Annotated in this window: 24 protein-coding genes and 1 pseudogene; 23 read left to right on the top strand and 2 right to left on the bottom strand. The window is 42.9% G+C overall.

Annotated elements, in window-relative coordinates; all coding sequences use genetic code 11:
• Positions 1-22: 22 nt before the first annotated feature.
• From PY091_RS16230 to PY091_RS16215, 4 genes are all read left to right on the top strand, one after another.
• Positions 23-2,776 carry a serine/threonine-protein kinase gene (locus PY091_RS16230; RefSeq protein WP_166247299.1) on the top strand — a complete coding sequence of 918 codons (2,754 nt, stop codon included), beginning with the start codon at positions 23-25 and terminating at the stop codon, positions 2,774-2,776.
• A gap of 5 nt (positions 2,777-2,781) precedes the next feature.
• Positions 2,782-3,525, top strand: coding sequence for a PP2C family protein-serine/threonine phosphatase (locus PY091_RS16225; RefSeq protein WP_166247300.1), 744 nt, complete (start codon positions 2,782-2,784; stop codon positions 3,523-3,525).
• A 44-nt stretch (positions 3,526-3,569) separates the two neighbouring features.
• Positions 3,570-4,574: a hypothetical protein gene (locus PY091_RS16220; RefSeq protein WP_275650621.1), complete on the top strand. Its 1,005-nt coding sequence runs from the start codon at positions 3,570-3,572 to the stop codon at positions 4,572-4,574.
• Between the two features lie 288 nt (positions 4,575-4,862).
• Positions 4,863-5,372, top strand: coding sequence for a phosphohydrolase (locus PY091_RS16215; RefSeq protein WP_205791862.1), 510 nt, complete (start codon positions 4,863-4,865; stop codon positions 5,370-5,372).
• Between the two features lie 1,075 nt (positions 5,373-6,447).
• On the opposite strand, the gene PY091_RS16210 is transcribed toward PY091_RS16215, so the two are convergent.
• Positions 6,448-7,272 carry an AAA family ATPase gene (locus tag PY091_RS16210; protein WP_240905122.1) on the bottom strand — a complete coding sequence of 275 codons (825 nt, stop codon included), beginning with the start codon at positions 7,270-7,272 and terminating at the stop codon, positions 6,448-6,450.
• 27 nt (positions 7,273-7,299) lie between these two features.
• Between PY091_RS16210 and PY091_RS16205 the strand changes: the two genes are divergently transcribed.
• From PY091_RS16205 to PY091_RS16195, 3 genes are all read left to right on the top strand, one after another.
• On the top strand, positions 7,300-8,136 hold the full coding sequence (locus PY091_RS16205) for a DUF932 domain-containing protein (protein ID WP_166247302.1): 837 nt from the start codon (positions 7,300-7,302) through the stop codon (positions 8,134-8,136).
• A 392-nt stretch (positions 8,137-8,528) separates the two neighbouring features.
• Positions 8,529-9,569 (top strand): type IV toxin-antitoxin system AbiEi family antitoxin, encoded by a 1,041-nt coding sequence (locus tag PY091_RS16200; protein ID WP_240905123.1) that lies wholly within the window; start codon positions 8,529-8,531, stop codon positions 9,567-9,569.
• Positions 9,547-10,389, top strand: a complete 843-nt coding sequence (locus PY091_RS16195) for a nucleotidyl transferase AbiEii/AbiGii toxin family protein (RefSeq protein WP_166247303.1) — start codon at positions 9,547-9,549, stop codon at positions 10,387-10,389. Before PY091_RS16200 ends, PY091_RS16195 begins: the two co-directional genes overlap by 23 nt.
• Positions 10,390-10,738: 349 nt before the next feature.
• Here PY091_RS16195 and PY091_RS16190 read toward each other — a convergent pair whose 3' ends face one another.
• Positions 10,739-11,443, bottom strand: a complete 705-nt coding sequence (locus PY091_RS16190; protein ID WP_166247304.1) for a hypothetical protein — start codon at positions 11,441-11,443, stop codon at positions 10,739-10,741.
• Between the two features lie 361 nt (positions 11,444-11,804).
• On the opposite strand from PY091_RS16190, the pseudogene PY091_RS16185 reads away from it, so the two are divergent.
• From PY091_RS16185 to PY091_RS16110, 16 genes and pseudogenes are all read left to right on the top strand, one after another.
• Positions 11,805-13,076, top strand: a pseudogene (locus PY091_RS16185) (VirB4 family type IV secretion system protein); the annotation flags it as partial.
• A 29-nt stretch (positions 13,077-13,105) separates the two neighbouring features.
• Positions 13,106-13,681: a conjugal transfer protein gene (locus PY091_RS16180; RefSeq protein WP_166250402.1), complete on the top strand. Its 576-nt coding sequence runs from the start codon at positions 13,106-13,108 to the stop codon at positions 13,679-13,681.
• A 2-nt stretch (positions 13,682-13,683) separates the two neighbouring features.
• Positions 13,684-14,523 carry a hypothetical protein gene (locus PY091_RS16175; protein WP_258537760.1) on the top strand — a complete coding sequence of 280 codons (840 nt, stop codon included), beginning with the start codon at positions 13,684-13,686 and terminating at the stop codon, positions 14,521-14,523.
• Positions 14,524-14,546: 23 nt separating this feature from the next.
• Positions 14,547-15,158: a conjugal transfer protein TraK gene (locus PY091_RS16170; RefSeq protein ID WP_166247337.1), complete on the top strand. Its 612-nt coding sequence runs from the start codon at positions 14,547-14,549 to the stop codon at positions 15,156-15,158.
• 11 nt (positions 15,159-15,169) lie between these two features.
• Entirely contained in the window at positions 15,170-16,111 is a 942-nt protein-coding gene (gene traM / locus PY091_RS16165; protein WP_166247338.1) for a conjugative transposon protein TraM, read from the top strand.
• A gap of 47 nt (positions 16,112-16,158) precedes the next feature.
• Entirely contained in the window at positions 16,159-16,986 is an 828-nt protein-coding gene (locus tag PY091_RS16160; protein WP_166247339.1) for a DUF4138 domain-containing protein, read from the top strand.
• 239 nt (positions 16,987-17,225) lie between these two features.
• Entirely contained in the window at positions 17,226-17,648 is a 423-nt protein-coding gene (locus PY091_RS16155) for a hypothetical protein (protein WP_166247340.1), read from the top strand.
• A gap of 145 nt (positions 17,649-17,793) precedes the next feature.
• Positions 17,794-18,054: a hypothetical protein gene (locus PY091_RS16150; RefSeq protein ID WP_166247341.1), complete on the top strand. Its 261-nt coding sequence runs from the start codon at positions 17,794-17,796 to the stop codon at positions 18,052-18,054.
• Positions 18,055-18,533: 479 nt separating this feature from the next.
• Entirely contained in the window at positions 18,534-19,037 is a 504-nt protein-coding gene (locus tag PY091_RS16145) for a DUF6252 family protein (RefSeq protein WP_166247342.1), read from the top strand.
• Positions 19,038-19,253: 216 nt separating this feature from the next.
• Positions 19,254-19,376 (top strand): hypothetical protein, encoded by a 123-nt coding sequence (locus PY091_RS16140; protein ID WP_258537761.1) that lies wholly within the window; start codon positions 19,254-19,256, stop codon positions 19,374-19,376.
• A 324-nt stretch (positions 19,377-19,700) separates the two neighbouring features.
• Positions 19,701-20,036 (top strand): hypothetical protein, encoded by a 336-nt coding sequence (locus PY091_RS16135; protein ID WP_166247343.1) that lies wholly within the window; start codon positions 19,701-19,703, stop codon positions 20,034-20,036.
• 260 nt (positions 20,037-20,296) lie between these two features.
• On the top strand, positions 20,297-20,722 hold the full coding sequence (locus PY091_RS16130) for a single-stranded DNA-binding protein (protein WP_166247344.1): 426 nt from the start codon (positions 20,297-20,299) through the stop codon (positions 20,720-20,722).
• 83 nt (positions 20,723-20,805) lie between these two features.
• A complete protein-coding gene (locus PY091_RS16125; protein ID WP_166247345.1) occupies positions 20,806-21,255 on the top strand; it encodes a JAB domain-containing protein in 450 nt (149 codons plus the stop codon).
• A 373-nt stretch (positions 21,256-21,628) separates the two neighbouring features.
• Positions 21,629-22,192: a BfmA/BtgA family mobilization protein gene (locus PY091_RS16120; protein WP_166247346.1), complete on the top strand. Its 564-nt coding sequence runs from the start codon at positions 21,629-21,631 to the stop codon at positions 22,190-22,192.
• A gap of 2 nt (positions 22,193-22,194) precedes the next feature.
• Positions 22,195-23,223: a MobB family relaxase gene (gene mobB, locus PY091_RS16115; protein ID WP_166247347.1), complete on the top strand. Its 1,029-nt coding sequence runs from the start codon at positions 22,195-22,197 to the stop codon at positions 23,221-23,223.
• A 4-nt stretch (positions 23,224-23,227) separates the two neighbouring features.
• The gene (locus PY091_RS16110; protein ID WP_166247348.1) at positions 23,228-24,817 is read left to right on the top strand and encodes a type IV secretory system conjugative DNA transfer family protein; all 1,590 of its coding nucleotides are present in this window, start codon (positions 23,228-23,230) and stop codon (positions 24,815-24,817) included.
• Positions 24,818-24,940 lie beyond the last annotated feature (123 nt).

Below are 24,940 nucleotides of genomic sequence, written 5' to 3'. Positions count from 1 at the left end.
CCGAACAAACAACAAAAAACCTATGAAACTATCACATTATGAGTGGGACCCTGAAAAAGACCTAATCGCGGAAGGTGGATTTGCCGAGGTTTTCAAGGCACGTGATTTAAATACCGAAGGCAGGTATGTGGCACTAAAGATTTACAAAGAAGCCGTATCCAGGGGTACACAAGGGAGTACGGGACAGAAAAAGTACAGTCTGGAACAGGAGTTCTCCAAAATTGATGGGCTTTCTCATACGCATCTGATCACTTATTATGATCTCGAGTACATTGTCCACAAAGATGCCATGGGAAGAAATGCCAGCTATCCAGTTCTTATTATGGAATATGCTGGGGAGGGCACCTTAGCCCAGGCCATACAAAAAGGCCTGTCCCTAGAGGATTCCGAAAAAATCATTTTGGAAGTCGCCCAAGCCGTGGATTATCTTCATGGACAGGGTATCATTCATAGGGATTTAAAGCCTGGCAACGTTCTTTTCGGCAAGGATAGAGGCGGAAATAGAGTTTCCAAAATAACGGATTTTGGTATCAGTCAAGATGTCCTATCCGAAAAAACCATCCAACAGTCCATGACCGAGGGGGTAGGAACACCCCATTATATGGCCCCTGAGCAGTTCTTCAAAAAGAAGTTTGGATTGAATGGTGAAATCGGTGAACGAACGGACGTTTGGGCCTTGGGAATCATGTTTTACAAGATGTTGACGGGTAAACTACCTTTTGGTCATGGCAGTAAGGACTATGAACTGACCAGGGATAGTATCATTGGTGAAGAACCGGATTACTCAGAAGTACCAGAAAAATATAAAGCCATTTTACGAACCAGTCTTGAGAAAAATGCCATAGATAGATTTTCCTCTGTCTCTGGCTTCGTACGTGCGGTGAACGGAATCGATGATGGCGAGGGCACCATTTTTATTCCTTCAAATATATCCAAGGACAAAGGTAAAAGGAAAAAGGTCTGGCCTGCCCTGATAACATTCTTTTTGGTTTTGGGACTGGGCTTCGGGGGCTACGCTTTTTATCGCTCCAACAAGATAAATACGCTTTTGGCAGATGGGTGGAACCTTTATAAAGAAGGCAAATTCAAAGAGGCCTATGACATCTTTATTAAGGCCTCCGACTATGGGTCCGGAGAAGCCTTTTATTTCCTTTCCAGATTCAATCAAAATGGGTACGGGACAGAGGTCGATTACGAAAAGGGCTTTGAATATGCGGATATGGCCATTGATGCAGGATATGACCTGGCGAACTTTAATCATGGATGGGCCTATCAGAACGAACTCGGTGTGGATATGGACACGGTCGAGGCCAAAAAATTCTATGGAAAGGCAAAGAACAGCATTGTGACCTTAAGCGATGATGGCAACCCAGAGGCTCTAAATCTAAGGGGGTTAATGCACTTTTTTGGTTTTGTTATGGAAAAGGACGCGAGTAAGGCAAAACTGTATTATGAAAAAGCTTCTAGTAAGGGCCATCCAGCTGCAATCGAAAACCTAGCAATCCTCAATACGTCTGAAAAAAATTATAAGGAAGCGTTCGAGGGGTATGAAAAATGCGCGTCCATCGGCAGGTATTCTGGATATCGGGGCATGGCAAATATGTACAGGTTTGGTCAGTATGTGGCCAAAGATACTGTGAAGGCTTTGGAACTATTTACAATCGCTGCTGAGAACGAGGATATTATTTCCCAATTTAATCTGGGCATTTTCTATAAAAATGGAGTATTGGCTAAAACGGACCGCATAAAGGCAATACAATGGTTGACCAAAGCGGCAGATAAAGGACATTTGGGAGCTCAAAATGAATTGGGCACTTTATATTTCACCGATAAGAATTATCGAGAGGCCAAGAAATGGTTCCAATTGGCGGCCGATAAGGGAAATACGTTCGGAATGCACAATATGGGTCTTCTACACTATTATGGACGGGGTATTGCAAAAGACATAAAAATTGCAAAAGGTTGGTACCAAAAAGCCGCTGACAAAGGGTATGCCAACTCACAATACATGATGGCCAAAATCCTTGAATATGGGGAAGCGGATGGAACCGTAGATCTGCCCAAGGCAATAAAATATTATGAGCTTGCTGCTGGTCAAAATCAAGGTTCAGCTCTTTACGCTTTAGGCAGATTATATTATGAAGGAAAAGGAATAAACAAGGATTACGAAAAGGCCAAAGATTTTTTTACCAAATCAGCGGCCCAAGATATTTTAGCTGCAGACTTCATGTTGGGCACTATGGCTGAAAAGGGTTTGGCTGGGCCTGTAGACTATTTGGAAGCCGAAAGAAGGTATCTCAATGTAGCTACTAAAGGCCATCTCGAAGCCCAAATAAAATTGGCTGACCTGTATTACGACCTCAAGTTGGGCAAGGACAAAAAAGGAAATGCTACCCCGTGGTATTTGAAAGCCGCAGAAAATGGGGACTTGCACAGCCAATACAGGGTGGCGGTGATGTATTACAATGGCAAATATTATTACGCTGCCAAAAAATGGTTCCAAAAGGCGGCCGATCGAAATCATGCCAATGCGCAAAGTTATCTCGGCTATATGTACGACAGTGGCCTCGGAGGGTCTAAAAACATGAAACGGGCTTTTGAACTATATCAAAAGTCTGCCAAAAATGGTGATCGAGTCGGAATGTATAACCTGGCCTCTTGTTACTATAGTGGCCTTGGAACCGGAAAAAACACCTATCTGGCAAAAACCTGGTTTCAACGATCTTGTGAAAAGGGGTATAAAAAAGCCTGTGATTGGGTTGTTAAAAAATATTGAAGAAAATGGAAATTCAACTACCGGTCCGTTGCAATGAAATAGGCAGTAGGGAATCAAATGAGGATACCATATACCCTGCAATTCCAACCAAGGATTCCCGTCTGTTCATGGTATGTGACGGTGTCGGTGGCCAGGCCAAAGGTGAATTGGCATCCCGTCTGGTATGTAACGAAATGGCTTCCTTTATCAAAGATAACCCTTCCAGGGGAGTGCAAGATCCAGCCTATTGGTCGAAAGCCCTAGAATTTGTGGAAAATACCTTCCGTGAACATTTAAGAAACTTTCCGGAATCAAAGGGCATGGCAAGTACATTGAGTCTTTTGTATATATCAGGCCAAGTTGGAAAAGTGCAGATAGCTTGGTTAGGTGATAGCAGGATATACCATATACGTGATGGAGAAGTGCTCTACCGCACCAAGGACCATTCAGTTGTGGAGGCAATGTTGGATATGGGAGAGATTACGCCGCGGGAAGCAAGGAACCATCCCAAACGGCATATCATTACGAGGGCGATCAATGGCCTGAACCCATCCAAAGTAGATGTGAAAACCATCGAAAATCTTCAAGAGAATGATTTCTTTATGCTCTGTTCCGATGGAATCCTCGAGAATATAGACGAGGAAAAAATTGGAAAGTTGTTTAAAAAGGAAATTCCTGTTGAGAAAATATCAGCAATGATAACGGCCGAGGCAAAGGGAAACACGAAGGATAATTACTCCTTTTACCTAATAAAAATTGATAAGATATAGGTACTGCTTTGAGCCTTAAAAACTTCTATAGAAAATTTGAACGGATGAAAAATACGTATTTAAAAAATTCAGTCCTTATAATGATAGTTATGTTCCTTGGTTCCTTTGATTACCCAGTTGAACAACATCCAATCAGTATTAAAAAGAGCGGCGATTCCATGGAACTGAATACAGAAGGATTGTACTATGCAGAGTTCTTTGACTATGTCTTTCGGGGGCATTTTGAAAACATTGAAATGACCAGGGAGGACATGGAATTCCTATCCATATTCAGTCAATATCTAAGGGCTTTTGGAAAGCAGTGCCCTCAAGCACTACCCTATGATAAAGTTGAGATTATGGAAGATGTTTGCGTTAAGGAACGAGTCAAAACCGATGTTTTCGGGGTGGAGACGGATAGGATATGCGTGCAGTGGGAAACCGTTGGTACAGGAATCTATGCACGTCCTCAACTTTACGGGGCTTATTTGACCGTTCGTGACATACAGAACAGCGATGCACTAAAGACTACTATTGAGATTATGACCGATCCCAACGCCATGGGAAACACCGTTGATATGGCCCATAAAGCCAAAGGTCTGGCAACGGATATGACCATGATCTTCAATCTTAATCCCTGTTCCAGTCCCTCTATTGAGCGCCTTGAAGAGAATTTGCGATTGTTTGCACTGGACCGGCCGGCAATTCGAATGAAGGAGCGCAGCAAATATGAAAAAATGAAAAATTCAGGAGGGCCAAGTGGTGACCAAGACTTTGAAAGATTGATAGACGACCTAGTGGACGACCAGGCAAAAACTTGGGCATTCAATCGTTACGTTCCAAACAGTGTATCCGGTGTAAAAAAATATACAAATGCCAGAGGAAGACCCACAGAGCTGGTCGCAAATTACAGATACAACGGGTTCAAAACCAACAGTCCAGGAACTGTTAGGATCACCTTTGAAAAAGGTATTCCGAAATGTATCTATTTCTCCGATTTCCCGAATAATTGTAAAACACCAAATGCATCCATATTGGCTTCTTATGCGAAAGGAGAATATTCCAGGTAGATTTTTTGTGGAGATTCCTTTTTTAATGAAATTTATGAATATACTCCTATGGTTCAAAACATGAAAACCTGATTGAAAGAACATCTATGCCTCCATCCACTAGCAGTTGGAGAATGATATGAATGATATTCCCATTGGTTTTGGGAAGCAAAAAGTGAAAAAGAATCAGGATATTTACTCAAGTTTTAATGTAATGACTATCTGGTTTTTCTCTTTTCTTAAATCAAATTTTGAATTCCTTGAGAAGGTGACCATTATTCTCCATAGACAAAAATAGACCATACAATTATGGATATACTGGAAAGAACAAAAGACTACGCTATCAGAAAACATAAAAGTGTAAATCAAAAATATGGCGAGCATGATTATGATTTTCATTTAAACATGGTGTTTGAAACAGCTTTGAAATTTATACACTTGATAGAATTTGATGAACGGGAAAATGTATTGGCTGCTTGTTGGGTACACGATATTATTGAAGATGCAAGAGAGACCTACAACGATGTCAAGAGGGAGACAAATGAAACAATTGCTGAACTTGCTTATGCCTTGACAAATGAAAAGGGACGGACCAGGCAGGAGCGGGCCAATGACAAATACTATAAGGGAATCAGAGAGACCAAAAATGCTTCATTCATAAAGTTTTGCGATAGAATTGCCAATGTAACTCATTCAAAAAATAATGGTTCAAGGATGTTTAAAAAATACAAAGATGAGAATGAGGCTTTTACAACCAAAATATTTGTTCCTGAATGCGAAGAAGTCTCTGAATATTTAAAAAAAATATTGGAGGAGTAGTATGATATCAACTATGGAAAATAACGGAACACTCACCTTTTTGTTTAAGATTGATTTTTTTAAGCTTTTTGGTTTAGTTCTACAAAAACGGTAAAAGTTGACGTTAAGGCTATTTTAAGATCATATTTTCTTTAACAGTTATCGTGAAAATGAAAAACAGCAATGTTTTATATCGTAAAGGACTCGCCGAATCCGTTGAAATCTTTCCTTTTAATGGAAAGGTGTGTATAAGGGGGAACAACCACAGTGGTGAGCATTTGTTATACATCCCAAAGAATAAGGAAGAATATTAGTTGAAAAACCTGAGGTAGAAAAATCTTCTAAAAAGATTATTTCTATGGATAAGGAAAGAGAAATTGTCCCAAAAGCAACGGAAGGAAAAGCTTATTGCACTATTAACCGAAGCATTCTTTTACAATGACAAAAATCCTATGGTAGACATTCATTTCTTTTTCAAGAAGTATGAGGTTAAATTAGACGAGGAATATTGGCCAGATTCGGATAGGTTTTAAAGGAATATTTCTTAGAAACCTTACTCAAATATTTTTAAACCTTACACAGTGTTGGAGTCGTTCGTACTCACCTAAGAATTGAACTTCTTTTTGAAGTTTTTTAAAAGACTTCTTGGTCCGAAGAATTTAAAGGAATCTGCTGGTTTTTCACTCCAGTCTTTCACAACGGGCGATTTAAGGAACGGTTCTCCAATAATTACTACTTTCCCAAAGTGAGTCTCAATTGCGGTTTCTTTCGTGGTTTCGTAAATTCACCTTTTATGGGACATAGCTTCTTAAAGCTAAGAAGAAGTTAAAGAATGTAATAGATGATGTGATACTTTTTCAAAATATACTGCAAAGAGTGAAAAACATCAAAACAGACCAGTTTTTATCAAAAAAACCAAGTTTTATTTGAAACCAAAATTGCGTGCAAATTGCGTGCAGATGAAAAAAGCTTCAAAAGTCATAAACTCTTGAAGCCCTTGTAAACATTAGTGTAGAATACCGGATTCGAACCGGTGGACTCTTGCCTTCCAGAAAAGGGGTATGCTTCGATGAAAGGATTGGTTACTGGCGATGGTTCACTTGGAATTGATCGACTCCAACACAAAATCCGCTCTTTCCTGAACAGTAACCCTGGGAACCTCAATTAGGTCATATTGGTAGCCCCGATAGGTCTGGATCATTTTGTTGTAGGTGAACACCGATTCGTTCCAGTCCTGTGTCCGCTGGGCATCGGTATGGTAAATGTCCTTCCAAGGGGGCAGGATAAAGACCTGGGGATGGTATCTGCGGGTTTCGGCCAAGCTTTTCATTTCCTGGTCAATGGGAAGGCCTTCCAAAGCGGCATAGCAGAGGGCGTCCAAAAAGCCGCGGTCGAAAAATACGGGCTGATCGGTCCTGACGTCATGGAGGGTCTTTTCAAATTGGGCTTTGCAACCCTCGAACATCAGCTCCATATACCGTTTTCTATTTTTCCAGGGCAGGGCCTCCCCGTCGATGGCCTGTTGCGCCTTGATCAATTGGCGGGCCGTTTCGGGCACGACCTTAAAGCCGCGTTGACGTAGTTCCTCCAAAAGGGTGGTCTTGCCCACGCCAGGGCCTCCGGTAATTACATAAAACGGAAGGTGGTCTTTGCTTCGTTTCAAGGGTAGGGAATTTGGTTTGGTGTTGTCACTGTTATTTCGGGCTGCAATAATACAAACTTTCATGAAATCCAAAACTACTTGGGCAAGCTTTGGAAATAAGGGTTCCATCAATAGGTGGCCAAAGCTAAACGTCGCAGCCTGTTGCCGGACAAGGGACGGCATAAAACGGTTCCGTTGGTTTCTGCTTGTAGGGGAGGGGACATTTATTCCGTTTCCTTGCCGCTCCACAGCCTGTCTTCCGTTTGGTGCATCCGGCACATATTGTTTAACCTTAAATCATTGATTATGTATTTGAACAGATTACAACAGGATGAGGTCTTTGTGCCAGTACAGCTAAGACCTTTGGAAGCATTGACGGGAATGCCCAACAGAAAGGGGATGGAGCGGGCCATTGTGAGCAATGAGAAGATCGTGAACGTGGTATCCAAGCGCTACGGGCATATCCCCAATGAACTGTTTTTTGGGAAAGCCGAGGAGCGGGTCATCAAAACGGGACTGGCCTACCGTAGGCAGACTATCAACCGGGCCGATCGTAGTTTCAGTATGGACTTTATCCTTACCGACAGTTCCCAGTTTTCCGTGGGACAGCGGGAGGATACCATACTGCCCATGCTGCGCTTTACCAATTCCTATGATGGGAGCGAACGCACATCGGGACATTTTGGATGCTATCGCAAGGTGTGCTCCAATGGACTGCATGTGGCCCAAACGGAGATCGGTTTTTCCATCAAGCACCACAAGCGTTGTGTGAACTTGATCATGCCCGAGCTGGAAGGATTGTTCCGTAAGTTTATGGACAATGAGTTCTACACCATCTCCGATAGGTTCCATCAATTGATGACCGTGGAGCTATTGGATACCAAGGCCTTTGTGAAAGAGGTGCTGGATCGGACCAAACTCTTCCGTTATGAGTGCAGTGATACCAATGACGATCCCTCCAAAAGGGCCCGTGAGGTCATCGAGGTCCTAGATCGTGAAGCCGTGTTATTGGGTACGACTCCCAACCTCTGGTTGGGCTATAATGCCTTTAATGCTGTATTGCACGGTAGCCTCAGAAGAAGCTTTTCACGACAGGAACGTTTGGACAAACAATTGTTCGAGACGGTTTGTGAGATGGTCTAAAGGCCAGAAAGGGCCGCTCCGGTGCCCATAAACCGGAGATTTTTGATGAGCGCGGGGGTAGAGATAAATTTTATTAGAGTTGTTAATTTATTATTTAGAATATTATCAATATTAATGGTTAAAAATTGGGTTGGTGCTGGGATTTATAGATAAAGATGTTTTCTGTTTTAAAATAAGCTTTAATCTAAACTAAGGCATTTTTATCCAAGCTACTGAATAGTTCGGTTTGTTTTGTGTCTAGAATTTCGATTGGTATGGTACCAATCTTATATTTCTGTTTTTTTAGTTCTGCTTTGAAATTTATACAATACTTAGAAAGCTTGGTTATTAATTGATTGTTCATTATATTTACTTGTTCATTGTCACTGAACACACAAAATAAATGAACACACATGGCCATGTATCACAATAATGATTTTGTTTATGAAGCAGTCGCGAACCTAGAGAACGTCATCGATGTTCCAATAGATATTGAAACGAATAGGGGGCAATATAATGCGATATTAAATATAAAGGATATTCAGTTCATAGTAGAAGCTAAATCAACTATGAGAACCTCCAATCAAGGACTTGTATTATCAAAGTTAGAAGAATTGAGAAGCATGAGTAATAGGCCAGTAATATTTATTGCAGATTATATCTCAAAAGCAGGAGCAAGTCAACTAAAGGAAAGAGGAATTAACTATATCGATGCAGCTGGGAATGCTTTCATAAGTAACGGCGATTTAATGATTTTTGTGGAGGGCCGGAAAAGAACCTTTAAACACCACACTAATCAATCTCGTGCTTTTCAAGAAGCAGGTATAAAAACCATTTTCCATCTATTAAACGAACCTATAAACTTACAGGATTCCTACAGAGAGATAGCTCAAAAAGCAGATGTGTCATTAGGTTCTGTAAGCAACGTAATGTCTGAGCTTGAAGATCTTAACTTTATTTTAAAAACAAGATCAAAAAGAGTATTGAAAAATAAAAAAGAGCTTTTAGAAAGATGGGTGGTAGCTTACAACGAGGTATTGAAACCTAGAATATTAAGGAAAAGAATGAGGTTTATTGATAGACTTTCTGAAAATGAATGGAAGAGTTTAACATTAAAAACAACATCAGATTTTATTTATGAACAGGCAGAGCAACAAAATAATATACTTTGGGGTGGAGAGCCTGGTGCTTCCATTCTAACAGGTAGACTAAGACCAGAGGTCTTTACCTTATTTACAAATTATGAAATTCCTCTAATTGCCAATCAGTTAAGACTAGTACCAGACTCAAAAGGAAAAGTTTATATATATAAAAAGTTTTGGAATGACTCATCTGTAATAGGCAATGCAGCCCCGGCATTATTAATATATGCAGATTTGATCAATAGTGGCCAGGGCAGAAACATGGAAATAGCGAACCAAATATTTGAAAATGAGTTACAGCATATCCAGTAAAAAGTTCAACCATCCGCTATTAAAGCCTATTCTTCAGGAATTAACCGACTATTTCAAGGCTTCGGGTATTTCCTTTTTTGTCATTGGGGCAACAGCGCGGGATATTATTATGGAGTTACACGATGAAAGTTCCGGACGTTTAACTCACGATTTGGATATTGCCATCACCATCAACGATTGGGAACAATACAAAACAGTTGAAGAAGGTATCACCCAACTACCTAATTTTACTAAAGACCAAGACCAAAAGCAACGCTTCCAATATTTGGGAAAGTTCGATTTAGATATCGTTCCTTTTGGTAATATAATGAAGGAAGACGACAAAATCTTTTGGCCACCAGACGAAGAGTTTGCCATGTCGGTACTTGGGTTTTCTGCCGTAAATGAGGCGTCTTTAAAGGTAAGTATTGATGAGGATATCAATATTCAAATTGCATCCTTGGCAGGTATAGGGCTCCTAAAAATAGTAGCTTGGAAAGACCGAAATCATAAAACGAATAAAGATGCGGATGATATCGCTTTTATCCTGCAAAACTATCTGGAAATTCATCTGGACGAAGCTATAGAGCACTATGATGTTGTATATACAGATGACCATACCATAATTAAAGGTGGTGCAGCCTTATTGGGGATACACATCAATCACTTGTTAGATAACTATCCAGAGGCTAAACAAAGCATCAAGGAGGTGCTTTCAATTGAAGTGGATAAAAAAGAAGAAAGCAGACTCATCAATCAAATATTGGAAACCCATAAGACTTTAAACTACGATGAGGTTTTAAAAAGTATAGATAACTTAAACAACCAAATAAAAATATAGTCAATCAATGGCAACAGAAATAAAAGAAAAAAAGTAAAGTACCGTATTAGAGGATAACCAATTACTCTGTTTATAATAGGATGTTCAGACATTCCTAAATTCCAAATCACATTTCATGATATAGGATATATGAAATGGTGGCATAAAGGAAAGATTTCCTATGAAAGCTTTGTTTAATGTTATCTTGGGGGAGACGTAAATATAACCAATTGAAATTCAATAACATTGAAGTAAAACCATAGGTTTTTGGCAGGTAAACCATAGATAGATGAATTCCACGGACAATGGTGTCGTTTTATCGATTGAAAAACAAATATCGTTAACTGTTGATAGGCATTTTAACCCACATTTATTCTAAGAAGGAGTCCTTTTTATAGGAGTGCACTGGTACATAGGTCTGGATGATATAGGGGGTGATCTTTCGCAAGGTTTCGTCATTGGTCGGATGCAGTCCCGGAGCCGTAAAATATTCAATTTCCCCATCCTTGTTCTTATGGTACCATAGTAAGGGTTTATCATCCTCCGAAAAGAACTGCGTTGCCATGTTGACGTCCACTTTTTTAAAATGCTTCAGCTTTGTTATATCCATGGGCTCCACCTTGGTTCCAAACGAAGAATAGGGTTTGGTAGTACAGGGGACTTCCACATATATGGAGTCGGCCCATGCCATGCATTGGTTTTCAGCCTTTTCACCTGTGGAAACTGTAGTGTTCCCATATCGTATCCCCATCACGATCGCCAAAACCAAGGAAACGACCACGAGGATGGGTATGGTCCATTTTGTGGCAGGGACCGTTTTTCTTTTTTTTATATAATCGGCATAATTGTCATAGCCTAGATATTTACAGCATAGATCCACACTCTCCGCTTGTGGGGCACCGTACTTCTTTTTTTTGTTGATATACCTGTCATAGGCCCTCTCCAAGGTTTTTGAACTCAAATCGCTATGGTCGCTGATATGACTGGACAATGCAAACCTAGAGTGGGAAGCATGCTCCGTCTTCGCTTTTTCAAAAACCTTCCGAACGATCTCTGCTATATATTTTTCATCCATTGGACTAAAAGTACAAATTTTAAAAAGGCAAATCATATTACTGAACCCTTCCGAACCCTTGATTTTATTGGTGTCTAAAAAATGTCCAATACAAGTCCAACTGCTGTCTGCAATGTAAATGAACACTTCAATTTACTTTGTCGCAGAAAATGGATTCCGCTATGTGTTGCTGACATGGCTTTTCTAGAAAGTTCATTTTTATGGGATGCTGTAATGCGGCCTGTAAGGTCCATTGGAAAGTAACCTAAAGGGTCGCTTACAGTTTCCACTTTCCAAAAATAGCAAAGGAGTACTCCAAAACTCACGGGTGGCTGAAAAGCAAAAACGCTCCGGAAGATTCCGGATGGCCACCTCTTTGTTTCTTTGGACAAATACAACCAATTATAGATCGGACTGCACGGGGATTGTGTTCAATGATCGCGAGTTCAATATTCCTGTGCTGAAAGATGTCTGGGACGAAGGGAAAAAGCGTATCAAGGCACGCAACTTTGCTATTTTTGCCCCGACCGGGGAAGGGAAGTCCTTTTTGGCCAATAACATGCTCCGTCAATACTTTGAGGTGGGGGTCCGGCTGGTCATTATCGATCTGGGCGGTTCCTACACCAAGTTCGCGAGCCTCTATCCCGGACAGAGTACCGTGCTTCGTTATGAAAACGGTAAGAGTCTTGGCATCAATCCATTTTATATATCGAATCGTGACGATGTGATCCCAGAACGCTTGGAGGATCTTTCCCTCTTCCTTTTTGAGCTAATGGGGGCCGGTACCACACCCCAAAAGGAATGGTCGGTGGCCTTGAAGAAACTATTGCTGGCCTACTATAAGGAAAGCCAAATTGTTCCACATTCTTTGGAAGGGTTCTACAATTTCGTCAGCAAACATCAAAAGGACCTACTGTCACGATTGCAGATCGATTCGGAATATTTTAATGTCAAGGGATTCCTGCACATCCTTTCGGAATATGTGGGAGAAGGACTCTACAGCTTTCTTTTTGGCGCCAATGAAGACCAGTCCTATCGATTGGAGGATAAACGGTTGATCGTGTTCGAACTTGATGAAGTAAAGGACAACAAGGAGATTCTCTCCGTGATGCTCAAGCTCATCAAAACGGCCATCCAACGGACCGTTTGGAGGAATAGGGAGGAGCGGGGCATCATCCTCTTTGATGAGTTTGCCAAACAGCTCAAGTTCGACAATGTGTTGGAAAGCGTGGAGTTTTATTACCAGGCTATCCGGAAACAGGAGGGGGCAATTGGCATCATCCTACAGTCCATCAACCAACTGCCCCAGAATTCAACCTCGGCCAGTATTCTGGAGAATACACAGATCATTTATAGCCTTAGAAATGAAAAAGGCTATGCTGCGCTCCAGGAAAGACTTCAGCTATCCGCACATGACCTGAATCAATTGAAATCCATCAGGAACCATCTTTCCGGACATCCTAAATACACCGAAATCTTTATCAAGATTGGAAAGGAAAGCAACATCTTCCGCTTGGAGGTGCCCCCAGAGGTCTATGCGGCCTACCTGACCGAGGGCCCGGATAATGAGTCCATTATGGCCCTGTACGAAGCATATGGTGATATGGAGCAAGCCATCAAAGCATTTATAAACCTAAAAAACAAGGAAGAATGAAAACAAAGGAGAATCAAAATAGTGGAAAAATGAGCCTATTAATAATTGTGGTGTCCCTGTCCTTGGCAATGCACTTGCCCGGCCGCGCTACGGCCCAGGGGATGCCGGTATATGACAATACCAACTTTATCACCTTGGGCAAACAGATCATCGAATCGGCCAAGCAGACCTCCGAACTCTTGAAGACCGTGGAATTTTTACGGGAACAAAAAGAGCGTATCGAAAAAGTCAACGATGTCATCAAACAATTAAGGGCGGTCCGTGAACTGACCCGGAACCACCAACGCCTTTTCGATCTGGTGCGGGACGATCTGCGGGACATTCTCGACTCTCCCCATATCCGTCCAGAGGAGGTGGAATACATTTCCGATGCCTTCAATGCCATCATCGAGCACTCGCTGGAAGACGTGAAATTTGTGGAACACATACTCTCCAGTGATTTTTTGAAGATGACCGATGCGGAACGGATCAGGGTGCTCAAGGAAAAAGAAGTCCAATCCAAGGAAATGGTCGGTGAGGTCCAGCGCAAGGCCAAACGATACCGGGACATTGTTTCCTTTCGGGAAATGCAGGAGGCCATCAATAACCGTATAACAACCCATTGATCATGGCCGGCGTATTGTTAAGTATCGGACTGGAATATGTGGATGCGGTGTACAGCACCATCACCGGAAGTGATTTTTCCCAGTACACCATCACGGGCATGAAGGCCTTGGCCCTGTTGTTCTTTTTGATCAATATCATCAAAAAATACAATGAGGGAATAGCGGCACGCGATGGACATACCTGGGGGCTGACACCAACGGAACTGGCAAAGAATTTTGTCGTGGTGCTGTTGGTGTTGTTTTCCGATCAGGTGTTGGATGCCTTTGATACCATCCTGGTGGGCATTGAGACCCAATACCGCGGCACGGCACCGGATCTGTTGCCCCTGCAGTTGCAGGATATTTCCATTGAAGAGGATGCCGGATTCATGGACGCTGCACGAAAGGGGATGGCGCTGCTTTATGAGGCGCTGGTCAGTCCCTTGTTCGGGATGCGGCTATTGGCATTTATCATTAGTGTGTTCCTCTGGCTGCTGGACCTGTTCATCTATCCGATGTTTTTGGCGGAACGTTTTTTTCTCCTCGGCATCATGCGTGCCTTTTTTCCCTTGGTCATCAGTTTGGCGGTTTTTGAGAAGTTCAGAACCTTGGCCTACAACTTTTTTAAGCTCTATGTGGCCGTTTACATGCTGGTACCTGCCTTTTTTCTCGTGAACATTTTTATCAATGCCCTCTATGGGGAGTTGACGACCAACTTTTGGATCAACCTTTTTGGTACTAATTACGGGAGTTCCGTGTTTGCGCCTTTGGTGGAACTGGGCACCATTGGCTTTATCGTCTTTTTGAAATTCAAACTGTACCGAAGGGCAACTTCTTTTTCACTCAAACTCTTCGGTGCCTAGTACCGGATCAAACCTAAAATAATATGAAAACAATGTATAAAAATATATCTGCAATACTTCGGACCAATCGTTTTGTGGTCCTGACCGTGGTCATGACATCGACCCTCTGTACGCTGGGTGCTGTGTTGGTGGCCTATCAAATGTATCAGGAAACTAGGACGGGAAACTTTGCCATTGGAACGGATGGTTCCATCATTCCATTGAAATGGACGCTCCAACAGGAAAACCGTGAGGTGGAGGCCTTGGCCCATATTGAACAGTTCCATAGGTACTTTTATGGTATCGATGCCAGTAACTATCAAAAGCATTTGGAAAAGGCCCTATGGTTGGGGGACAGTTCTGTGGACAATGTCTACCGGCAAAAAAAGGCCGATGGGGTCTATAACCGGCTCTTGCAATATTCCTTGGTCCAAAAGGTGCTGTCCGTGGAAACCGATCTTTTTGGGGAAGCAGGTGCCTTCTCCTTCAGGTCCCGGGTGATTTTTGAAATTGACAGGGGTTCGGTAACCGATACCTACGAACTGCAGACCTCAGGTCAACTTCATATGGTCGACCGACACTTTCCCAATAATCCCCATGGACTATTGATCACGGCCTATTTTGAAAATCAATTGAAAAAGGTCAATGACCTATAAAGACTTCTGCTATGAAACTGGATAAAAAGAAAATCGTTTTTGGGATCGTCATTCTGTTGGTCCTGGTATTTATGGTAGTGTATGCCATGCTCTTCCTTACCGATGGAGGTGATTCCGTGGAACCATTGAAGCAACCCTTGGTACCCGCTTTGGAAACGGCCCAAAAGGAGTATGCCTCCAAACTGGAGGCCATTGATGATCTTAAAGAGGTGAAGACGACCAATGCGCCAAGTATCTATGATGAGAAGTATTTGGATACTACAGGGGTTTTTGCCCCAGATTTTATAGATAGGAAGAAGGCGCGGATTGTGGACAGTATTTACAGCTTGGGGCGCATTGATTATACACAGGGGTCCTATCGGAAACCATATAAAGAAAATGACGTAAAGGTCAATGCCCATGTTCCTAAGGAATCAAACGAGCTGGTGCATGGATCTGAACAAAATGAAAGCACAATACCTACCTTACCTGAAATGGCCTTGGAACAGCAATTGTTCTTTGCTTCCGATCCCCGACCCGATGTAGATGATCGGAATGACATGGTTATTTCGGCGGTGGTAGATCGGACACAGACAGTCAGGGCCCACGACCGATTGGAAGTCCGACTTCTGGAAGAGATGGTCATTCACGGTAAGGTCGTGCCAGAAGGTACCATCGTTTTCGGAATCGTGGGCTTTCAGCCCAATAGGATGGTACTGGATATTGGGAATATTGACCATATTCCCTTAAAGTTAAGGGCATATGACTATCGGGACGGGCTGGAAGGTCTCTATATCCAGAATTCCCTTAGGGCCGAACTGTCCAAGGAAGTGGTCGATGATGTCGTGGGAGATATCAATGTACCGGGGGTCCCCCAGGTAAGGGGCCTGAAAAATATCTTTCAACGCTCCAACCGTCAGGTCAGGGCCACCGTAAACAGAAACTATAAAATCCTTTTAAAAATAAAGCCTTGATATCTCGTTTGAACCGGGGTCTTTCGGGCTTCTAAAACCATTTCGTCATGAAAAATGCAATCATCATTGTTGGGATGTTACTTGCCGTTGCCTCCCAAGCCGCCAACAATACAACCTTGGACACCATTTATGCCAATGAACATATGAACATGGCCCTGTTCTTTCCCGCCAAGATCAAGCAGGGCATCGTGGGCAACAACAATTTCGCCTTTACCTATAATCGGGAAAAAGGACAGACCTTGGGACTATTAAAGGCCGTTCCGGGTAAGGACAGCAATCTGCTGGTCATTACTAAGGACGGAAGTGTCTATTCCTTTATGGTCCGTTATGCCGAAAAACTAGAATATCCGAATAGATTTATTGGATTGGAGGAACGCATCGGGACCGAAGACCAAGGGGTAAGGGAAGATGCCCAACAGGAAAGGGTAGCCCGGACTTTGATTGCGGATTCCTCGGAGGTTCTTACCATTAGTGACCGAAGGTTTCAGGTCTCTTGTGAATCACTCTTGCAACTGCCCGAACGAAAGCATTCGGTCAAGAAAAAGCAGGGGCTCTCATTGGCCGTAAAGAATATGTACCACATGCAAGACGAGGTGTATGTCCAATTTGAAATAGCGAACCATTCGGGTGTCCGGTTTGATTTTGGAGACTTGGAACTGTTCAAGGTCAGTGGTAAAAGAGGGAGGAGGGCTTCTTATCAGGAATTGGAACTGCTGCCTTTGCATGGACATAATGTCCCTGTTAATGTTATGCATGGCCAAACGGTTCAATCGGTCTATGTTTATCCAAAATTTCATTTGGACAAAGGGGAGAGGCTGAAGGTCAACCTTTCTGAAGCGGGTACATCGAGGCTGGTTGTATTGTCCTTTAAGTAAGGTATTAGATGTTTTAAAGCTGGTTTTTAATACCAATTTGATTGGTACAATTGTTGATCGAAACGAGACTCCCAAATAAACCTAATGGAATGTGGTTATCAAGACACTGGGCAATTTTAATTTATGAATAACTAGCTATTCCTTAGTTATGTAGGGAAATTTTATGGATTGGTCGATTCATATAGGTATTTTTTGTTGATATCCATATATTTACCCTCCCCCGATACAACAGTACATTTATGAAGACAAGAAGCGCAAACTACAGGCTGTCCGATAGTAGGCTTTGGCAAAGGATAAATAGGGATTTCGGTGATGGAGGAGGTATCTATGAGCTTTATTGCATGTTGCCAAAAACTGAAATTGTAGCAGTAAAGCAAATGCACAAAACAGATGCTATGGGGACGCTGTACATTGGTCGGGCCCAGAAGTTCTGCGATGAAGTCATTGAACTCAAAAAAGCCATGGCCCCAGATGATTCATCTTTAAACCATGAAGGTGGTGTTAGGTACATGGATTCCGAAACCCTACAAGAAAAGTATCCCTATGAACATCTCTATGTCGAACTCCATGGCACTGACAAGAGCGTGGAAATGGAAAGTGAGAAACTGAAATCCTATGTCAAGGAATTTGGTGAATTACCACCTTTAAACATGATGTCTTGAAAGAGCATTAACCCGTAGTTTAAGTAATGCCGAAAAAGAATATGTAACGTTTGTAAATGTAGCGCATTAAGATTTCATTCCTTCCAACGGCTAACCTCTACATGTTTACGTCCTTTTTCCTATATTCTTATAATTTTACATGGATATGAAGGATGGACCAAAAATAGACAAGGATTCTTTTATAAGGGATTGCAACCTTAGTGTAAGAACACAAAATGTGCTCTACAACAATGCAGAAGCATTTGGGGTTGAACGGGCCTCTTGGATCATGTACAGCAATCTTAAAGTTTCAGATATTGGTAAACTTTCGTTGCGGGTTATCGGTGGTTTTAGGAATTGTGGCACAAAAACACTTTCTGAAATTAAGGAATTATGCAGGAAAGCAGGAGTGGAATTAAAAGAATGACCTAACGAATGGAAATAGTACTAAGGTACATCTCAAATCAATATGAGGTGCTTGGGTAATGAGTCAGGCCAAAGGTATTTCTAATGAAAGGCCTGAAAAGAACAGCCCGCCCCCGACAACTGACCCGGGTAAATGAATTCGTTTTTCCGGTTACGGGTTGGCAGGCTGTCATAATTATGAAACTTCAAGATGTCTTGTAGTGTCTATGATTTGCTCCCAATGGGATGCAGCCCGAAACTAAAGGGATAGTGAAGATTCTGCAACTAAACCAACATATATTCGACGAAAGAATCCATCAAGGGAGAACAGGACGGGCAGATTTTTAAGAAGAACTTGGTTAGCCCCCATTTTTGATTTACGGGTTGCCAAATCGACTGAGGCTTTGCACAAAACCCTGATCGTGCAGTGAGGGGCTCCTATTATCTTTTCAAGCTATAAGCAACCTAAACAAGATCCCACCATCTAAAGAAAAAACACCTATGTTACGCTTTCGATTTTCATTGTCATACCTGTTCCTTTTCAGCTTGTTGTCCATTCTTGGATGTAGTTCTGATGACGGTTCCGATATTCCCTTGGCCGAGAATACCTTTGAGGCCCAAAAGGACGATGTCCTATGGGAAGGCAGCACTGAACTGCAGCTGATGGAGAACGGTACCCTGGTCTTCTTGGCCAAAGGGGAAGGGCTCGACAATGGGGTTTTGATGGTCAAGGTGAAGTTTGAAGATGAGGGCAGCTATACCGTGGCCAAGGAAAATGGTCTATACTACGATACCCTAGGCGGGGATGCCATTGTGGCGCAATATACCCTACAGGAACCCGAAACAGCCACCTTTATGGTGGAGTCCTATGACCAATCCAGTAAAACCTTGACCGGTAGCTTTGAGCTGGATTTGGTTCCCGAGGCCCAGAATGGCAAGAACATTGAATATGTGCTAAGGATCACCGAGGGCAGGTTTAAGGGAACCCTGACGGAAGTTCCTTAGACAGCTTGATTCGCGTTTATAAACCGAATACCCATGGTATGGTGGGATACCCTAAAACATATTTTTCCGAGGAACATTATAAATTTTGATGCCCTTACCGAGGTAAAATGAACATGTTTTTATCTTTTAGCGTGGAATTTTGAAACCTTGGCCTGTTTTTACCATTCCTGTAACAATGGACCCTAAAAATTAGGGTTCTTTGTAACATAAAGGGTAATGGCAAAAAGTACATACATCTCGGAAAATCTCAATGAAGATCGCATTGCATTGTTGAAATACTTGGAAGACCTTGAAATCCTGTACTTGCATTTAAAGGAGTTGACGGTCCAATTGCCATAAAAATTGGCGGGCAACAGCCATGAATTGGTGGAAAACCTATATCGACATGGACTGCTCAACCGCATAGCACGGAATTGTATTCCAAACCCAATAACGCCAACCTAAATGTCTTTGCCACCTTATTCAGTTCCTATAGTACCATAGCTTATTGGTCTACTCTGTATTATCATAACCTAAGGGTGCTATCTCCAACTACCATTTTGGTTAAAAAAAACCTATTCCGAAGGAATAGTTTACAGGGATTCATCCAGTATGCCAAGAAACTGGTCAATCAACTATAGTCTTATGCATGGTGGCCCCTCATAAAAGATGGTTTGTAAGTGAATGGAAACTGGGATTGAATGTCCCCAGGGAGGATTTGTTACCAATGGCCGAACCCCAAAATTAAATGATATTACAAAAGGAGATTCCCAAACATGGAAAGTGCCCCCTGATACTGTGGTGGTGGACTTGTCTTGGGACACTTTCTGTCGGTGTTTTTTGAATACCTGTAAACCTGGAACTTCCGGTAATCCCCATTTTTCATCACTTCAAATAGCCGTTGTTTTTTCCGTTGCTCCCATTCCTTTCGCATTTCCCGTTCTTGATTCCCTTGCCCAAGCCGTCCGTGCTTCCTTTTTGACGGCAAAACAACAACATCCAGCCTTGCGGGCGGCATAAAGCCGCTACGCTTTTTATACGCCCTTGTACAAGCCTGGAGGTTGTACCGCGATCAGCAACAAAAAGGATACGTGACGGCCCTATGGGAAGTAAATCATTTAAACCAAGAACGATGAAATCATACGAAAACAATAAAACGGGAGCACTTCAAAAGTTAAAAACAAACAAAAAGGAAAACGCTCTGGATATAATAAGTAAATCAGTTTTCAACGCCCTGACGGATAGGGCTCCATATAATTCTAATCTTTAAATTTTTAATCATGAGTACATTGAGAAACAAAGTCCAATTGATCGGGAACATCGGAAACGATCCCAAAGTGGCCGTACTGGAAAGCGGGAGCAAGACCGTACGCTTTGCCATGGCCACCAACGAGTATTACAAGAACGCCCAAGGGGAAAAGGTACAGTCCACCCAGTGGCACAACGTGGTCGCCTGGGACAAAAGGGCGGAGGTCATCGAACAGTATGCCCACAAGGGCAAGGAAATCGCCATCGAGGGCAAACTGGTATCCCGTAGCTATACCAATGACATGGATGTCAAGGTCTATGTGACCGAGATTGTGGCCACTGAGATCCTGCTCTTGGGAGGCAAGGAATCCCAAGAAGCCGAGTCAACCCCCGAAAAGGGAAAAGGCCAAAAAACGGTTTCAAAGTCCAAGAACCCCAAAACGGCAAAGACCGCCTAATACGGTAAGGCCGATGCCTTAAGAGGGTGGGCAGCTAAAAACTTCCGCCCTCTTTTTTTCATCAGCACCCTAATACCATCATCATGGGAACACAAGTCAACGAAATCCATATCCGATACAAAGAACGCATCCCAGCCCCCTTTTGGAAACAGATCAAATCCTCCAAGGATGCTGCGGAAATGCTATACCAAACATGGAATACCGATACCATCGCCGTTCATGAATCCTTTAAGATCGTCCTGCTCAACAACAGCAATAAGGTCAAGGGCATTTACCAAGTCTCACAGGGAGGGATAACGGGCACCCTAGTGGATCTGCGTATCCTCTTTGCCGTAGTGCTCAAAACGCTCTCCGTGGGAATCCTGCTCGCCCATAACCACCCCAGCGGAAAACTGCAGGCCAGCCAACCGGACAAAGACATTACCCAAAAAATCCAACGGGCGGCCAAGCTCTTCGATGTCAAGGTCCTTGATCATATCATTATCGCCCCCAATGGGGACTACTTCAGTTTTGCCGATCAAGGGGTGTTATGACTGCGGGAACAACCGCACTATGTAAGCTTAGGGAATCATATCGGTTCCCTTTTTTATTGAAAATGTGCAACTTTCGGAGGGTTTACTTGCCTATTCGCCAAAACCAACCTTTCCAACCTCTTAAAATTCAATGTTCCGACCTCCCTCACCGTAAGGGCCTATACCTTGGGATAGGTAGGACGATTTCCCCGTGTGCGCGGGGAAACGGAATAGCGAGAGGGTAGCACGCCAAGGCGGTGCTACGTATCCCATTTGCTTCGCAAAGCCCATAATAACAGAGGGTTTCAAGAATGATGGTGTATATGCGACATCCGTGATTTGCTGTAAATCCTTTTGAAACACCTGAAAAGATTGCAAAAAGTTGCAGCAAAACATGAAGCAGAAAAGCAAAACATATCGATTCTCGGCCATCAATATTAAAAAGGCGGTGGCCAATAGGTTCCGTAATTTCTCTAAAAAAACGGCAAAATCCCACACGGAAACCTTAATAGCGGTCATGGACTTTTTTGAGTGGCATGGCTTTGTTCCTACGGACCGCATGTATCAAAGTGTCTTGCAGGAAATCATCAAAAACCAAAAACTTACCGAAACCTCCATTAAACGCACCGAGGCCTCCATCGCCATTATCCGGGATATCGAGATCACACAGACCAAACCCACCAATGCCATTTTGGAAGTTTTATTGGAACAAAAGGCCAAACACGAAAAACCCAAAGTGGAACCTGTACCCCAAAAACAGGAACCACGGATTGAGATTACCGTTCCCAAAATCCGTTACGAACGCCTCCAGGACAAATTGGAAATGCTAAAAAAGGAAAGCCAATATCTTATGGAACATACAACGCTTGTAAAGCCCTCCTTTGGTAAACCTTTCCTGCGATTGGATATCACCGAGGGGGAGCTGGAAAACTATAAACGTACCCTTCAAAATCTATGACCATGTACATCACTATCACGGCACAGAAAATCGGCAGAGGTTTCGAGACTTATCACAGTAGCGTCCGGGACTATGTGGCCTATTTGGAAAAAGAGAACCAAGATTTGGAACCAGAGGAACAGGAGACCTTTTTTGACCAAAAAGAAGATAAGATTCCTCCTGAAACCGTCATATCGGAAATTGATGGCAATACCGCCAAACTCAAGAAGCATGAACCTAAATTCTATTCCATCGTGGTAAGCCCAAGCCAACGGGAACTCAAACAGATCAGCAATAATCCAAAAGCGCTTAGAAAATACACCCGGGAAATCATTAAGGATTATGCCGCATCCTTTTATCGTGATAGAACGGTCACTGTAGATGATATCAAATACTATGCTAAAATCGAATACGAACGCAGCTTTCGGGGCTTTGAAAAGCAGGTGCAGGAAAATGTCCCGTACCGCAAACAAATCGCCAAACTCCGAAATGACCTGGCCAAGGTGGAACGGGGTGCACTACAAGGCAATTCAAAGGTCATTCAACAGGAAATCCAGCGCCTGACCCAAGAGGCTCCCCATAAGATAAAAGGCCAAATGATCGTAGAGGGGATGAAAAAGGAAGGGACACAATCCCATATCCATATTATTGTCAGCCGAAAGGATGTGACCAATACCTACAGCCTGTCCCCAGGGAGCAAGTTCAAGGCATCCGAAACCACCCTACAGGGTAAAAAGGTCAAACAGGGTTTTCACCGTGATCAATTCTACCAATCCGCAGAAAAGTCCTTTGATCGGATGTTTGCCTATGACCGAAACTTTATGGAAAAATATGGCACGAAAAAGCTATACCGACAGGATCCCAAAAAGTTTGTGGCCCTTTTGTTGGGATTGCCGAACAACGAAAAGCAACTGGCCCTAAAACTATTGCGCAAAGGAGGAGTAACCATCCCCAACATCCCGACCAACAAGGTGCAGTTGGCCTATAAGACCCTGATGAAGCTCAAACAAGGTGTCGAACAGGCCATCCGATCAGGGGGCATTGAAATCTAATATAATGTTGACTGCTTCCATTATACATATTGTTTTGCTGGTGCTTCTATTGGGAAGCTTGATTTCTTTTCTTTTGGTCAAGTACTTCCGTTATGGGTTTATCGGGTCTTGGCTGTTGGTTCTTGGAGTGGTGACAGCTCTTTTCTTTCTATTGGAAATGAGTGATTTCCTAAGGGTAATGCTCTACCTATTGTTGCCTTGGGCGTTTATCAATTTGCTATGTTATGTTTTCATCCCAAACAAGGAAGCCAATACCATTGATAAAAAATATCGATTGGTGCTGCAGACCAAGGGAACCAAATTGGTATTGTCCAATATCCGAAGGGGTATTTCCATTATCGGGGCAGCGGGCAGCGGAAAGACCGAAAGCATCGTCCTCAACCTTTTTCAACATTTTGCGGCCCATCGCTTTTGTGGGGTGATGCATGATTACAAGAACTTTGAGATTACCGAGATGGCTTATCCGTTGTTTAAGGGCACTGACCGGAAATTCCATATCGTTTCCTTTGATCCCATTTACCAACGGGTCAATCCCATTGCGCCCCGTTATTTGCCCGATGAGGAAAGTGTCCATGAGATCTCCCGGGTGCTTTTGGAAAATCTCTTGGAACTCAAGGAAAGTGGTAGTAGTGGTACCTCACGTTTTTTCCAGGATGCCGTGGAGGGCCTGATAGGAGGGCTGATCTGGCGGTTGAAGGAAGACTTTCCCGACTATTGCACCATTCCCCATATGATTGCTCTCTACCAATACCTCGATACGGAGCACTTGGTACGTTTCTTAAGTGCCGACCTGACTTCCAAGGCCATGGCCGATGCTTTTATCAGTGGGGTGGACTCCGATAGACAGACCGCCGGAGTGAAAAGCACCTTGGCCAATGCCTTCAAGAAAATCAGTACCCGGAAGATATTTATGGCGCTCTCAGCGGATGAGGTGCCTTTGGATATCAATAATCCCCAAAACCCCTCGGTCGTGTCCATTGTCAATAATCCAAAAAAAGAGAGCTCACTTTCTCCCGTCATTGCAACGATCATCCATACCATTTCCAAACAGATGAGCGAGCGGAACCGATTGACCTCCTTTTTTCTCATTGAAGAGGCCTCCACCATTCGCCTATTGAACATGCACCGGATTCCGGCGACCTTACGGAGCTATGATATCGCGACGGTCTATGTATTGCAGGACAAGATTCAAAATGATATGCTCTACGGGGACAAGGCCAGTAAGGCCATACTGAGCAATCTGTCCTATCAGTTTTTTGGCAAGGCCAATGATCCCGATACCGCGAAATATTATGAGCGCTTTTTTGAAATCGTAAAAAAGCAGTCCAAGAGTGTGAACAAAGGTTATAACCTGAATTTTGATACTCGAGTGACCCAAAGTGAACGGGAAGTGACCAAGACACGGGCCGATGCTTTCTATGGGTTACAACAAGGGGAGTTTGTAGTGTTCTTTGATGGGAAGGATAAAAAAATACGCTTTAAAAAGCCAGTGATATCAAAGGAGCTGCCTCAACCCACTCCAAAAACGCCCGAAGAATTAAAATTGAATTTTGACCGAATTCATAAGGAGGTCAGGTCAATGATACCGGAGTGAAATCAGCACCTTTCATAGGGATTGTTAATCCATCCTTTGAGATTCTTTCACAGTAAATAAACAGGTCTTTTCTTACCAGTTATACATATATATCTTACATTCATATAATTATTTCACCACTAG

This window comes from Flagellimonas okinawensis (genome assembly GCF_029194005.1).
Lineage (GTDB): Bacteria > Bacteroidota > Bacteroidia > Flavobacteriales > Flavobacteriaceae > Flagellimonas > Flagellimonas okinawensis.
This window is presented reverse-complemented; position numbering and strand designations above follow the sequence as displayed.

Excerpts from the sequence above, each read along its gene's own strand:
- PY091_RS16155 (WP_166247340.1), top strand. The coding sequence starts at position 17,226 with ATGAAGACAAGAAGCGCAAACTACAGGCTGTCCGATAGTAGGCTTTGG.
- PY091_RS16220 (WP_275650621.1), top strand. The coding sequence starts at position 3,570 with ATGAAAAATACGTATTTAAAAAATTCAGTCCTTATAATGATAGTTATG.
- PY091_RS16110 (WP_166247348.1), top strand. The coding sequence starts at position 23,228 with ATGTTGACTGCTTCCATTATACATATTGTTTTGCTGGTGCTTCTATTG.
- PY091_RS16125 (WP_166247345.1), top strand. The coding sequence starts at position 20,806 with ATGGGAACACAAGTCAACGAAATCCATATCCGATACAAAGAACGCATC.
- PY091_RS16120 (WP_166247346.1), top strand. The coding sequence starts at position 21,629 with ATGAAGCAGAAAAGCAAAACATATCGATTCTCGGCCATCAATATTAAA.
- PY091_RS16150 (WP_166247341.1), top strand. The coding sequence starts at position 17,794 with ATGAAGGATGGACCAAAAATAGACAAGGATTCTTTTATAAGGGATTGC.
- PY091_RS16175 (WP_258537760.1), top strand. The coding sequence starts at position 13,684 with ATGGCCGGCGTATTGTTAAGTATCGGACTGGAATATGTGGATGCGGTG.
- PY091_RS16140 (WP_258537761.1), top strand. The coding sequence starts at position 19,254 with ATGGCAAAAAGTACATACATCTCGGAAAATCTCAATGAAGATCGCATT.
- PY091_RS16195 (WP_166247303.1), top strand. The coding sequence starts at position 9,547 with ATGAGTTACAGCATATCCAGTAAAAAGTTCAACCATCCGCTATTAAAG.
- PY091_RS16205 (WP_166247302.1), top strand. The coding sequence starts at position 7,300 with ATGTATTTGAACAGATTACAACAGGATGAGGTCTTTGTGCCAGTACAG.
- PY091_RS16170 (WP_166247337.1), top strand. The coding sequence starts at position 14,547 with ATGAAAACAATGTATAAAAATATATCTGCAATACTTCGGACCAATCGT.
- traM (WP_166247338.1), top strand. The coding sequence starts at position 15,170 with ATGAAACTGGATAAAAAGAAAATCGTTTTTGGGATCGTCATTCTGTTG.
- PY091_RS16160 (WP_166247339.1), top strand. The coding sequence starts at position 16,159 with ATGAAAAATGCAATCATCATTGTTGGGATGTTACTTGCCGTTGCCTCC.
- PY091_RS16180 (WP_166250402.1), top strand. The coding sequence starts at position 13,106 with ATGAGCCTATTAATAATTGTGGTGTCCCTGTCCTTGGCAATGCACTTG.
- PY091_RS16135 (WP_166247343.1), top strand. The coding sequence starts at position 19,701 with ATGGAAACTGGGATTGAATGTCCCCAGGGAGGATTTGTTACCAATGGC.
- PY091_RS16145 (WP_166247342.1), top strand. The coding sequence starts at position 18,534 with ATGTTACGCTTTCGATTTTCATTGTCATACCTGTTCCTTTTCAGCTTG.
- mobB (WP_166247347.1), top strand. The coding sequence starts at position 22,195 with ATGTACATCACTATCACGGCACAGAAAATCGGCAGAGGTTTCGAGACT.
- PY091_RS16225 (WP_166247300.1), top strand. The coding sequence starts at position 2,782 with ATGGAAATTCAACTACCGGTCCGTTGCAATGAAATAGGCAGTAGGGAA.
- PY091_RS16215 (WP_205791862.1), top strand. The coding sequence starts at position 4,863 with ATGGATATACTGGAAAGAACAAAAGACTACGCTATCAGAAAACATAAA.
- PY091_RS16230 (WP_166247299.1), top strand. The coding sequence starts at position 23 with ATGAAACTATCACATTATGAGTGGGACCCTGAAAAAGACCTAATCGCG.
- PY091_RS16130 (WP_166247344.1), top strand. The coding sequence starts at position 20,297 with ATGAGTACATTGAGAAACAAAGTCCAATTGATCGGGAACATCGGAAAC.
- PY091_RS16190 (WP_166247304.1), bottom strand. The coding sequence starts at position 11,443 with ATGGATGAAAAATATATAGCAGAGATCGTTCGGAAGGTTTTTGAAAAA.
- PY091_RS16200 (WP_240905123.1), top strand. The coding sequence starts at position 8,529 with ATGGCCATGTATCACAATAATGATTTTGTTTATGAAGCAGTCGCGAAC.